A 12,841-nucleotide genomic window follows, 5' to 3' on the forward strand; every position below is an offset into this window, starting at 1 on the left:
GTCCTGTTGGGCTTTTTCTGCCTTTCTCTCTTCGCTGCTGATCAGCTGTCGCTGGCCGGGCCTCGGCGCCGCAACGTGTCATGCGCAGCTTGCGTGCGCATGCGGCGTTCGCCGCGCGTGATCGTGGCGTCTTCCACGCGTTCGGGTAGACCCTCTCGTGGATAACCCCTCTCGCTCACAACGTTATGCCGGCCGTTATCGTAGAGGTAGCGCGGCACATTTCGCACATATGGAACGGGCAAGCTCTATCGAACGGCAGGATGAAACGCCGGGCATTGCACTTGCACCGGGGGCGTGACGTCGAGTAACGCAGCAAGAAGTTGTAACACCCGCTGAAGGCTGTAATCGCGCAACGACGTCGGCGCGTTGAAGCGGAAACGGCGGCTATACCGAAAGAGCCCGCGAGGTGTGATCGCGCGACCTGCACCGGCGTGATGAAAGGAACCGTGTGGAACCATCCAGCGCTTTCCATTCCCAAACGCATGAGCAGCAAACGTGGAAAGCTGCTAACGGATACGGCCAGAGGACATGATCCGATGTGCCATGAACGTGACAGTGCGTTGCGTAGTGTGACAGAGCGTGAAGCAAGGGCGGCGGGAGATCTTGTGCCGCCCATCGAGAGCGCCTTGTACCTGCTGCGCGAAACCGCCGGACCGCGGAAAGGATGAAGCAGGGAAGAAGATTGTAGGTGACGCAGTACGTGCTTTCCAGCGCGTTTTGCGCGAACGTAGTGCGACGCTTTTTTAGCAACGAGCCCGTGAAAAAAAATTTAAAAGGGTTTAGGATGAATTCGAGCGATGTCGTTTCCGATTAGCGCGCCGCGCACGACATCGGTCGCAGACTTCGGCGAGGAGGTAGCATGGATATCTACAGCAGTTTCGCGACCCGCTTCGAGAAAACACGAGAGGAGGAACTCTCGCTCGAGGAGTATCTCGCGCTCTGCAAAGACAATCCCGCCGCGTACGCCACCGCTGGCGAGCGCATGTTGATGGCCATAGGCGAGCCTGAACAGATCGACACTCGCAACGACCCGCGGCTCTCGCGGATCTTCGCGAACAAGGTCATCAAGGTTTACCCCGCATTCCGTGAGTTCTACGGAATGGAAGACGTGATCGAGCAGGTGGTGTCGTACTTCCGCCATTCGGCTCAGGGGCTCGAAGAGAAGAAGCAGATTCTCTATCTGCTCGGGCCTGTGGGCGGCGGCAAGTCGTCGATTGCCGAGCGTCTCAAGCAGTTGATGGAGCGCGTGCCGTTCTACGCGATCAAAGGGTCGCCGGTGAACGAATCGCCGCTCGGCCTGTTCGATTACGACGAGGACGGTCCGATCCTCGAAGAACAATACGGAATTCCACGACGCTACCTCAAGAGCATTCTGAGCCCGTGGGCCGTGAAGCGGCTGCACGAGTACAACGGCGACATCCGCAAATTCCGCGTGGTGCGCCGCTATCCCTCTATCCTGCGGCAGATCGGCATTGCGAAGACCGAGCCGGGCGACGAGAACAATCAGGACATCTCTTCGCTCGTCGGCAAGGTGGATATCCGCAAGCTCGAACAGTACGCGCAAGACGACGCCGACGCCTACAGCTACTCGGGCGGCCTGTGTCTCGCGAATCAGGGCCTGCTCGAATTCGTGGAAATGTTCAAGGCGCCCATCAAGGTGCTGCACCCGCTGCTCACCGCCACTCAGGAAGGTAACTTCAAGGGTACGGAAGGCTTCGGTGCGATCCCGTTCGACGGCGTGATTCTCGCGCACTCGAACGAGTCCGAATGGAAAGCCTTCCGCAACAACCGCAACAACGAAGCACTGCTCGACCGGATCTTCGTCGTGAAGGTGCCGTATTGCCTGCGCTACTCGGAAGAGATGAAGATCTACGAGAAGCTGTTGCGCAACTCGTCGCTCTCGAGTGCGGTGTGCGCGCCCGGCACGCTCAAGATGATGGCGCAGTTCTCGGTGCTCACGCGTCTGCAGGAGCCGGAGAACTCCAGTCTCTTCTCGAAGATGCAGGTGTACGACGGCGAAAATCTCAAGGACACCGATCCGAAAGCGAAGTCGTACCAGGAGTATCGCGACTTCGCCGGCGTGGACGAGGGTATGACCGGTGTGTCGACGCGCTTCGCGTTCAAGATTCTGTCGCGCGTGTTCAACTTCGATTCGACCGAGGTCGCGGCCAACCCGGTGCATCTCATGTACGTGCTCGAACAGCAGATCGAGCGCGAACAGTTCCCACCGGAAACGGAGCAGAAGTACCTTTCGTTCATCAAGGATGTGCTCGCCTCGCGCTACGCCGAGTTCATCGGCAAGGAGATCCAGACGGCCTATCTGGAGTCGTACTCCGAGTACGGGCAGAACATCTTCGATCGCTACGTGACGTACGCCGACTTCTGGATTCAGGACCAGGAGTTCCGCGACCACGACACGGGCGAAAGCTTCGACCGCGCGGCCCTCAATGCCGAGCTGGAGAAGATCGAGAAGCCTGCCGGCATCAGCAACCCCAAGGACTTCCGCAACGAGATCGTCAATTTCGTGCTGCGCGCACGTGCGGCCAACGCGGGCAAGAACCCCGCCTGGATCAGCTACGAGAAGCTGCGCGTCGTGATCGAAAAGAAGATGTTCTCGAACACGGAAGAACTTTTGCCGGTCATTTCGTTCAACGCGAAAGGGTCGGCGGAGGAACAGCGCAAGCACGAAGACTTCGTCAACCGGATGGTCGCCAAAGGCTACACGCCGAAGCAGGTCCGGCTCCTGTGCGACTGGTACCTGCGCGTGCGCAAGTCGTCATGAAAACGGCGGGCGTACAGCCCGCGCGAGCCCGCTTGACGGGCACCGCGCGGGCACCCTGCGAGACGCGGGCCGCATGGCCTCCGGTTGCGGGATGACGTACACGTACGTCGCATCCGCAACCCGCGCTTCGCCTCTCTAAAACTGGAGCGGGAGACCGGATGTGCTTCACCAGATCATCGACCGCAGACTGGCCGGCAAGAACAAGAGCATTGCAAACCGCGAACGCTTCCTGCGTCGCGTAAAGCACTACATTCGTCACGCCGTTTCGGAAGCGGTGCGTGACCGCAGCATCAAGGACATTCAGAACACCCAGAGCATCACCATTCCGCGCAAGGACATCGCGGAGCCGTCGTTCCGGCATGGCCCGGGCGGGCGGCGCGAAATGGTGCATCCCGGCAACGCCGACTACATTCGCGGCGACCGCATTCCGCGGCCGCCGGGCGGGGGCTCGGGCGGAGGCGGCAGCCAGGCGAGCAACGAAGGCGAGGGCCAGGACGACTTCGTCTTCGAACTCTCGCGCGAAGAATTTATGCAGTACTTCTTCGACGACCTGGAGTTGCCGCGTCTCGTCAAGACGCACCTGCTCGCCGTGCCCACATGGAAGAGTGTGCGGGCCGGCTGGGCCGCCGAGGGCACGCCGAACAACATCGACGTGGTGCGCTCGCTGCGCAGCGCCCTGGGCCGGCGCATCGCGCTGGGCGCCCCGCTCGTCAACGAGTTGCACGAACTCGAACGCCAGCTCGAAGAACTCAAGGCGGACCCGGCGGATCGCCGCGAAGAGATCAAGCTGCTCGAAGACGAAATCCATCATCTGCGTGGGCGCATCTGGCGCATTCCGTTCATCGACCCGTTCGACCTGCGTTACGTGAACCGCGTCAAGCAGCCGCAACCGTCCAGCCAGGCGGTGATGTTCTGCCTGATGGACGTCTCGGGGTCGATGGACGAGCAGCGCAAAGATCTGGCCAAGCGCTTCTTCATCCTCCTGTACCTGTTCCTGAAGCGCAATTACGAGCGCATCGAGGTGGTGTTCATCCGCCACCACACGCGCGCCGAAGAAGTCGACGAAGACACGTTCTTCCATTCGACCGAAAGCGGCGGCACGGTGGTGTCGAGCGCGCTCGAACTCATGCGCAAGATCATCGAAGAGCGCTACTCGCCCACTGAATGGAACATTTACGGGGCGCAGGCGTCGGACGGCGACAACTGGACCGACGACTCGCCGAAGTGCCGCAAGATCCTTTCGGATGACATCCTCGATAAGGTGCGGTATTTTGCCTATATCCAGGTGACCCCCGAAGAGCAGAACCTCTGGCTCGAGTACGCCCAACTGGCGGAGACCGTCCCGCACCTTGCGATGAAGAAGGTGGAAACGGCCGCCGATATCTATCCGGTGTTCCGGGAGCTGTTCGAAAAGCAGGCGGCCGCATCATGACGACCCGGCATCTGGATAACGAAGCGCGCGGCTACCAGCCGGAGCGCGGCAAAGACGCGAGCTCGCAGCAGCATGACGAGCCGCGCATGCAGCAGAGCGAGGCCGCGCAAAGCGAAGCGGGGCAGGTTGAAGCGCGGGGGCGCACCGAAACGCCCGTCGCCGGGCAAAGGGAAGTCCGTATGAACGTAGCCGACAGAAGGCCGTTGCCGTGCCCGTCAGACTGGACCTTTGAGCTGATCGAAGAGTACGACACGCACATCGCCCGTGTTGCAGAGCAATACGAGCTCGACGTCTATCCGATCCAGCTGGAAGTCATCAGCGCCGAACAGATGATGGACGCCTACGCGTCCGTCGGCATGCCGGTCAACTACCGGCACTGGTCGTTCGGCAAACACTTCCTTGCCACGGAGAAGAGCTACCGCCGGGGCCAGATGGGCCTCGCCTACGAGATCGTCATCAACTCGAATCCCTGCATCGCGTATCTCATGGAAGAGAACACGATGACGATGCAGGCGCTCGTGATCGCGCACGCGGCGTACGGGCACAACTCGTTCTTCAAGGGCAACTACCTGTTCCGGCTCTGGACCGACGCGCACGCCATCATCGACTACCTCGTCTACGCGAAGAACTACATCGCGGAGTGCGAGGAGCGTTACGGGCTCGACCGCGTCGAAGAACTGCTCGACTCGTGCCACGCGCTCATGAACTATGGCGTGGACCGTTACAAGCGGCCGCAAAAGCTCTCGCTGGAACGCGAGGCCGCGATGCGCCGCGAGCGCGAGGCCTATCTGCAGTCGCAGGTGAACGATCTATGGCGCACCTTGCCCACGCGGCCGTTGCAGCTTGCCGAAGAAGTGGAGGAACGCTTTCCGCCGGAGCCTCAGGAAAACCTGCTGTATTTCGCGGAGAAAAACGCGCCGCTGCTGCAGCCGTGGGAGCGCGAAGTCATCCGCATCGTGCGCAAGATCGGCCAGTACTTCTATCCGCAGCGGCAGACTCAGGTCATGAACGAAGGCTGGGCGACCTTCTGGCACTACACCCTGCTCAACACGCTGTACAACCAGGGCAAGCTGGAAGACAGCTTCATGATGGAGTTCCTCCATTCGCACAGCAACGTGATCTATCAGCCGCCCGTCACCAAGCCTTACTACAGCGGCATCAATCCGTATGCCCTGGGCTTTTCGATGATGAGCGACATTCGCCGCATCTGCGAATCGCCCACGGAAGAAGACCGGCAGTGGTTCCCGGAACTGGCAGGCAGTCCCTGGCTGCGGGCGCTGCACTACGCGATGCGAAACTTCAAGGACGAGAGCTTCGTTGCCCAATATCTGTCGCCGCACCTGATCCGCGAAATGCGGCTCTTCTCCGTGCTCGACGACGACATGCGCGACGCGCTCGAAGTCTCGGCCATTCACGACGACAGCGGCTACCAGTACGTGCGCCAGGCGCTCTCGCGGCAATACGACATCCATCACCGTGAGCCGAACATCCAGGTGTGGTCGGTCAACACGCGCGGCGACCGGAGCCTTACGTTGCGCCACTTCATGAGCGACAACCGGCATCTGTCGAGCGACAGCGACGAGGTGCTCAAGCACATGGCGCGGCTCTGGCAATTCGACGTGTACCTGGAGAGCGTGGACGAGAACGGCACGGTGAGGAAGCGCTACGAGTGCCGCTACGTGCCGCCGGCGTTAAGACTCTAGGCCGCGCGATAGCGGCGTAAGAGGGGCGCAGGGAACTCACGGGCTCCTGCTTCGGCGGCCCACAGCTGCTTCGCAGCGACGTGCCATGCAAGGCCGGCCTCCGGGCTGGCCTTTTTCGTTTCCGCCGTCGATCAGCGGCCTCATCAAGGCCGAGATGTTCCCGCCCGAAGTTCGGGCGATCGGCGTGGGCCTTTCGTATGCGGTGGGCAATGCGATCTTCGGCGGCTCGGCCGAGTACGTCGCGCTCTGGCTCAAGCAGGCAGGCAGCGAATCGATGTTCTACTGGTACGTCACGGCCATGTGCGCGCTGGCCGGCATCGTGTCGCTGCGCATGCGCGACCCGTCCGCGGAAGGCTATCTGCGGCACGAGCCCTGACGCCGCAAGGGCAGGGCGCGTGCCTCGCAACGCTCTTCAGGGACACGGTCAGGGCAAGCGCACCCTGGGTGTGTCCACCCCCTGTTCGCCCGCGATCGGCGTCGGCACCGGCGCACGCCGCGCATGCCGCGCCGCCTTGCCGATCATGAGCAGGTGATAGTAGAGGCGGGGACTCAATCCGTATCGATAGGCGTGCAGATGATGCAGCGCGAGATTGAGCCCCGTACGTGCCTGCCCGTTGCGCGCGTAGAGCGACACCACGATCGGCACGAGCCGGCGCAACGCCATTTTGCGCGCCGGTTCCAGTGCCGGCGGCAAGGCCAGGCCCTTCACGAACTGCCATGCGGCCATCGACGCCGCGCTCGTCGTATGACGCGTGGCCTGCGAAACGGAGACGTCGGTCTTGCGGTAGCACGACACGTATTCGTCCACATAGCAGACCTGCTGCGCCGCGAGGCACAGGCGCGTGCCGAACACGAAATCGCAGCACGTGCCGTAGTGCCCGTCGTAGCCGATGCGCTTCACGAGCGCCGCATTGGCCATCCATCCGTTGTTGGGAAACATCTGCACGAGACCCACGCGGCCCGGCTGCCGCTGCAGACCTGCGGCGCGCGGCGTTCGATGGAATGCCTCGTTGAGCTTGCGGCTTGCCGCCAAATCGATGCGTTCGTGCTGGTCCACCTCGTATTGATTGCCGAACGCCACGTCGAGCCCCGGATGCCGGTCCCATTGCGCGAGAAGCCGTTCCACGCCGTTCGTGATGAGGTAGTCGTCGTCGTGAATCAGGAGAATCTTGTCGCCGGTCGCGCGGGTAAAGAGGCTCTCCACGTTGCGCGCCTGACCCAACGGCGGCGTATTGCGTCGATAGACGACGCGCGGCTCGTGCCCGTAGCGCGTGGCGATGAGCCGCTCGGTGCGGTCGTCGCGGGAGTCGTCGCCGATCAGGATCTCCAGGTCGGCGTGGGTCTGTTCGAGACACGAGTCGATGCATCGCACGATCAGGTGCGGACGGTCGCACGTCGGCAGGCAGATGGAGACTTTGGTACTTGTCGTCATGACACGCTCCGGTCGTGAAAGGCGCCCCGACCGTATTCGCCATGCGAACTTTTGCCGGGTGGCATGACGGTAGTTGAAAAAAACTCGAAAGAAATCGGAAATTATTCGCCGCGGCTGGCCGATACGAAAAGCGCGCGCGTAGCGCGAAAAAACCAGACGAAAGGCGGGAGAAGCGCGAATTTATATCGGAACTGTCTGAGGAATGAATGTTGCGGCGCAGTAAGGTATGGTGAGAAATGCGGGAAGGCGGTCCGGCAAGCCCATGGGCGAGCCGCGCGAAGCGGGCCCGCGGGGCACCGCAAAGCGACCTATGCTGAACGGCACAGGCGCGGTTTTCTTCGACCGCTCTTTCCATGGAGGTGCGTCATGCCGATGTCAACCACCCTCGAGGCGTGCCTGCGCAGCAAGGGCGCCCGCTACGAGATCGTGCATCACCCCTACAGTCATTCGAGCGTCGAGACCGCGGCCGCGGCGCACGTGCCGGGCGACCGGCTGGCCAAGACCGTGTTGCTGGAAGACGAGCAGGGCTACGTGGCCGCCGTGCTGCCGTCCACCTACGCGGTGCGGCTCTCCGAGCTATGGGCGAAGACGGGGCGGCGCCTCACGCTCGCGCGCGAGACCGATCTTCGCGAACTGTTCAAGGATTGCGAGGTGGGCGCGCTGCCGCCCGTCTGCACGGCCTACGGGATGAAGACGTATCTCGACGAGAGCCTCGCCCAGCAACCGGACGTCTACTTCGAGGCCGGCGACCACGAAGAGCTCGTCCACATGGGCGCCGAGCAGTTTCTCTCGCTGATGGGCGACGCCGAACGCGCGCGCTTCGCGCATCGCATTCAGCGGCTCGCGATCTGAGCGGTGCGGACGGGCAGACAGGCGGACAGGCGAGTCGGCGCCGCTGGCGCAGGCATCAACCCAGCCGGAACACCGACACCGCGGACCTGAGGCGCCCCGCCTGCTCGTCGAGTGACGACGCGGCAGCCGCGGCCTGCTCCACGAGGGCCGCGTTCTGCTGCGTGACTTCGTCCATCTGCGCGACGGCCCTGCTGACCTGCTCGATGCCGGTGCTCTGTTCGTCCGACGCTGCCGAGATCTCGCCCATGATGTGAGCCACCTGACCGATGGAGCGCACGATGTCGTTCATGCGCTCGCCCGCCACTTCGACAAGCCGGCTGCCGCTGTCCACCTTCTCGACCGACACCTCGATCAGTTCCTTGATGTCCTTCGCGGCTGCGGCGCTGCGCTGGGCGAGCGACCGGACCTCGGCGGCCACGACGGCAAAGCCGCGTCCTTCCTCGCCGGCCCGCGCCGCTTCCACAGCGGCATTGAGCGCGAGGATGTTGGTCTGAAAGGCGATGCTCTCGATTACCGTCGTGATGTCGGCAATGCGCCCGGACTGTTGCGAGATCTGCTGCATGGTGTCGACCACCTCGCGCACGGCCGCGCCGCCGCGCTCCGTCGCGAGCCTCGCGGTGCTCACGATGCCGTTGGCCTCGCGGGCGTTGTCGGCGTTCTGCTTGACCGTCGCCGTGATCTGCTCCATGCTCGCGGCCGTTTCCTGGAGCGACGCCGCCTGCTCTTCGGTGCGTTGCGAGAGATCGAGGTTGCCTTGCGCGATCTCGCCCGTGCCCACGGCGATGGAGTGCGTCGCCGACTGGATTTCGGCAATCGTGGCCGCGAGCCGCGTCTTCATTTCGCCGAGCGCGGCAAGCAGGCTGTCCTTGCCCGCGCGCGTGGCGTCGAACGCGATGTCGAGGTTGCCGTTGGCGATCTGCGCGGCCACATGCGCGGCGTGGGCCGGCTCCCCGCCGAGCGTGCGCCTCACGCTGCGCAGTACCGCCCACGCGATGGTCGCCAGCGCCGCCGCGATGACGAGCGCGATGCTGCCGAGTTCGATGGCGAGCCGGTTGAAGGCGGCGTTGATGTCGTCGTAGAAGAAGCCCGTGCCGATCCACCAGTCCCAGTCGGGAATGGACACCACGCCCTGGAGCTTCGGCTCGACGTCCGCGTCGGGGCTACGCTTGATCAGCACGTCGACGAGCGCGAAATGCGACTGCGCCATGCCGGCGCGATAGGCTTCGCTGTCCGTGAGACCGTCTGTCGTACGGTTGCCTTTGGCCTTGGTGCCGATGAACTTCGCGTTCGGATGGACAAGGTTGATGCCGTCCGCGGTCGTGACCCAGTAGTAGCTCTTCGTGTTCGCGTTGAGCTGGGAGAGCGCGACTTTCGCCTGCTGCTGCGCCTCGTCGCGCGTGAGCGTGCCGCGCGCCTGCAACTCGCGATACGCGTTCACGAGATGCTCGGCTTTGGTCAGCAGAATGACGATCTCTTCGCGACGGCTCTCGATCAGCGCGCCGCGCAAGGTCTGCAACGCCATGGCAGCCAGCAGCACGACGCCGAGCAGCGCGGCGCCGACGAGCAGCAACAGTTTCGTGGACAGTTTCATGTGGCTCATGTCTGATGTAGTGAAGTGGGGGCCGGTTCCGTTAACTATTCGGTACATATATCGGCACGGCCCTTCACGCCTTGAGCGGCCGCGGCTACGGAGTAACCCTCGATTCGTGCGCGGATCGCACACATCGAGCGACGTTCTTGTGAATGGTCAACAACAGCAGAGAAGGGGAGAAGCAACCATGAGCGGCGATCAGACGTCGTGGCAAGCGTATCTGGCGTTCCTCTCGACGCCGGTCGACGAAGCGCGGCCGTTCGTTCTGGAGACGGAGCACGCGGTGTCGCTGCATTTCGATCATCTCGCCACGCAGAGCTTCATGTCGCTGCGCCAGCCGGACCGGCTCGTGCTGCCTTATACGCGCGCCATGATGGGATTCCTGCTGCTGCGGCCCACGCCGCGGCATATCGCGATGATCGGGCTGGGCGGCGGGTCGCTTGCGAAGTACTGCTATCGCCATTTGCCCGAGTCGAAGATCACCGCGGTCGAGGTGAATCCGGAAGTCATCGCGCTGCGCGACACGTTCCGCATTCCGCCCGACGACGCGCGCTTCGAAGTGCTCTGCGCGGACGGCGCGGACTACATCGGCAACGTAGGCAGCCACGGTGGCGAGGAGAGCGAAACGCAACGGCTCGACGTGATTCTGCTCGACGCATTCGGCGCCGACGGCATGCCCGCGCGATGCACGAGCGTCGAATTCTTCACGGCATGCCGCGAAAGGCTGGCGGACGGCGGTGTGCTCGCCATCAATCTCGGTAACGACGACCCTGCGTTGCCCGCGCAACTGGCGCGGCTCGAGCGTGCGTTCGGTACGTCGCGTTCCGTTTTCCCGGTCGCGACCGGCGACAACTACGTGGCATTCGCGTGGAACGATGCGCAGGCATTGCCGTCAAGGCAGGCGCTTTTCGATCGCGCGCACGCTCCGGGCTGGGCACGCAATCTCGGCCTGCGCGCGACCGCGCAGCGTTTGAAGGAGGGCGAGTGCTTCAACCCGAAGCGGCTCGTCTGGCACGAGCCGGGCATTTCGCACTGGAAGGTCCCGGGCTGGCCGAGGTCCGACTGACAGTGAACGGCCGCGCGGGGCGCGGCCTAGCGTTCGGCGCCGTAAAACCAGTCCAGCATGTCGTCGATCACGGGCACGACCGCGAGCGAGATCAGCAAGGCGGCGAGCGGCACCGTCGACACGTAGCCCACATGCTTGAACCCGAGCGCCCCCGCCAGACCGCCCGAGAAGAACATGGCAAGCGTGGTGGCGTGAATCTTCAGCTTCTCGCGGTTCGCGATTACCGCCTGGGCGTCGGGGCCGGCCCGCGACGAATTCCAGTAGAACAGCTTGCCGAGCTCGATACCGATGTCGGTGACGATGCCCGTCATGTGCGTCGTGCGGATCTCCGCGCCGGAGAGCTTCGTGATCATCGCGTTTTGCAGGCCCATGATGAAGCACAGCAGGATCACGGTGACCGGCACGAAGAACGCCTCCCATAACGCCAGATGGCTGCCGAGCAGGCCGAAGAGAAGGAGCAGGGTGGCCTCGATGAGCAGCGGCAGCACGTACTGGCTGTGCAGGTCGCGCCGGCGCCCCCAGTTCACGAGCACTGCGGAGCAGCCGGCACCGATCAGGAACGAGACGAGCGAGCCGATGCCGGCCAGCACGAGTTCGATGTCGCCGAGCGCGAACTGGTCTGCGATCGTCGAGACGACGCCGCTCATGTGCGAGGTGTATTGCTTGACCGCCAGAAAGCCGCCGGCATTGGTGGCGCCCGCGATGAACGCGAGCTGAAAACCGAGCTGGCGGTTCGCGCTCGTTTTGCGGTCTTTACCCGCGAGGCGTCGAAAGTAGTGCGCAGGCATGGATGTGTTCGCGGAATGGCCCGCCCCGAAGCAGCAGGCGCGCCGTTGCGCCTGCCGTGCGCGAACGGCGACGTACGCGCGGAACGGTGAATGCTTATAGCATGATAACGATATTAACATGCTATGTGACACCCCATGCCCGAGGGTCAGCGGTCGCCGCGCCGCCGGAAAGCCCACCATCCCGCCAGCGCCGTGAAGCCGGCCACCAGCACGACCATGAGCCAGAAGCCGTGCTTGTTCTCGGCGAACGGCACGCCGCCCACGTTCATGCCGAAGAAACCGGCCACGATATTGATCGGCAGCGCGATCACGGTGACGAGCGTCAGCGTGAAGAGCGTGCGGTTGTTCTGCTCGTCGAGCCGCGAGGTGATCTCTTCCTGCAAGAGCCTGATGCGTTCGACGAGGCCCGCGAGGTCCGAGAGCACCACCGAAAACTCTTCGGTCGATTCGCGCAACTCCTGCGGGTCTTCGGGCAAGAGCCAGGCGGGTGGCCGTGCGAGCAGACGGAAGATCGAGCCCGGCTCGGGCGCCAGCATGCGCTGCAGGCGGGTGAGGGTACGGCGCATCGCACCCAACTGCGCGCGGTTGGCCGTGGGGCGCTCCGAGAGAAAGCGGTCTTCGATGCGATCGACGTCGACGCTCGCCCGCCGCACGATCTGCATCATGAGATCCGCCTGATCGCGCAGCAGATGAATCAGCAGTTCGGCCGGCGAGCGGAAGCGCTCGCCGTGACGCACGCTTTCGCGCAGCGTATCGATGGACCGCAGCGGCTTGGCGCGCGCCGTCACCATCATCGTCCGGTCGACGTAGACCCACATCGTCGCGATCTCGGACGTTTCGAGATCGAGCGTAAACATCACGTCGTTCACGACGGCGCGCAAGGTGCCTTCCTGCTGCTCGATACGCGTGGAGTGCGAGCCTTCGCGCAGGAATTCGTAGAACGTCTCGGGCAGATTCAGATGGGCGCGCATCCAGCGCTCGCTCGCGGCGTGCGCCAGATTGAAGTGCAGCCACAGGAATTCGCCGGGCTGGGCGGCGCTATCGGTGAGGCTCGCGGCTGTGTCCGCGTCGAGCGTCTCGCCCGCGGCGGCCGGCGTGAAGCGAAAGCCGCAGATCATGCCCGCCGTGTCGGCGCCATAGCTTTGAAGGGTTGTCTCAGTTTTCATCGACGGTGTCCGCTGTTTTCGAGCGCAGC

Annotated in this window: 9 protein-coding genes and 1 pseudogene; 6 read left to right on the plus strand and 4 right to left on the minus strand. The window is 63.4% G+C overall.

The features are described from left to right. Positions 1-859: 859 nt before the first annotated feature. From U0042_RS10420 to U0042_RS10435, 4 genes and pseudogenes are all read left to right on the plus strand, one after another. On the plus strand, positions 860-2,782 hold the full coding sequence (locus tag U0042_RS10420) for a PrkA family serine protein kinase (protein WP_114810911.1): 1,923 nt from the start codon (positions 860-862) through the stop codon (positions 2,780-2,782). A gap of 160 nt (positions 2,783-2,942) precedes the next feature. Continuing rightward, positions 2,943-4,214, plus strand: a complete 1,272-nt coding sequence (locus tag U0042_RS10425) for a YeaH/YhbH family protein (RefSeq protein WP_114810910.1) — start codon at positions 2,943-2,945, stop codon at positions 4,212-4,214. Then, the gene (locus U0042_RS10430; protein WP_114810909.1) at positions 4,211-5,917 is read left to right on the plus strand and encodes a SpoVR family protein; all 1,707 of its coding nucleotides are present in this window, start codon (positions 4,211-4,213) and stop codon (positions 5,915-5,917) included. Before U0042_RS10425 ends, U0042_RS10430 begins: the two co-directional genes overlap by 4 nt. Before the next feature lie 115 nt (positions 5,918-6,032). After that, positions 6,033-6,293: pseudogene (locus U0042_RS10435) on the plus strand (alpha-ketoglutarate permease); the annotation flags it as partial. A gap of 48 nt (positions 6,294-6,341) precedes the next feature. Here U0042_RS10435 and U0042_RS10440 read toward each other — a convergent pair. Then, entirely contained in the window at positions 6,342-7,349 is a 1,008-nt protein-coding gene (locus U0042_RS10440) for a glycosyltransferase family 2 protein (RefSeq protein WP_114810908.1), read from the minus strand. A gap of 366 nt (positions 7,350-7,715) precedes the next feature. Here U0042_RS10440 and U0042_RS10445 point away from each other — a divergent pair, with 366 nt between their 5' ends. Next, positions 7,716-8,201, plus strand: coding sequence for an aminoacyl-tRNA deacylase (locus tag U0042_RS10445; RefSeq protein WP_114810907.1), 486 nt, complete (start codon positions 7,716-7,718; stop codon positions 8,199-8,201). A 55-nt stretch (positions 8,202-8,256) separates the two neighbouring features. Here U0042_RS10445 and U0042_RS10450 read toward each other — a convergent pair whose 3' ends face one another. Further along, complete coding sequence (locus U0042_RS10450; RefSeq protein ID WP_114810979.1) at positions 8,257-9,792, minus strand: methyl-accepting chemotaxis protein; 1,536 nt, start codon at positions 9,790-9,792, stop codon at positions 8,257-8,259. A 187-nt stretch (positions 9,793-9,979) separates the two neighbouring features. On the opposite strand from U0042_RS10450, the gene U0042_RS10455 reads away from it, so the two are divergent. After that, on the plus strand, positions 9,980-10,858 hold the full coding sequence (locus U0042_RS10455; RefSeq protein ID WP_114810906.1) for a fused MFS/spermidine synthase: 879 nt from the start codon (positions 9,980-9,982) through the stop codon (positions 10,856-10,858). A gap of 26 nt (positions 10,859-10,884) precedes the next feature. Here the strand turns inward: U0042_RS10455 and U0042_RS10460 are convergent, their stop codons facing one another. After that, complete coding sequence (locus U0042_RS10460; RefSeq protein ID WP_114810905.1) at positions 10,885-11,646, minus strand: YoaK family protein; 762 nt, start codon at positions 11,644-11,646, stop codon at positions 10,885-10,887. 146 nt (positions 11,647-11,792) lie between these two features. After that, positions 11,793-12,812, minus strand: coding sequence for a transporter (locus U0042_RS10465; protein WP_114810904.1), 1,020 nt, complete (start codon positions 12,810-12,812; stop codon positions 11,793-11,795). Positions 12,813-12,841: the final 29 nt, after the last annotated feature.

The sequence above is a fragment of the Paraburkholderia kururiensis genome (assembly GCF_034424375.1).
Lineage (GTDB): Bacteria > Pseudomonadota > Gammaproteobacteria > Burkholderiales > Burkholderiaceae > Paraburkholderia > Paraburkholderia kururiensis_A.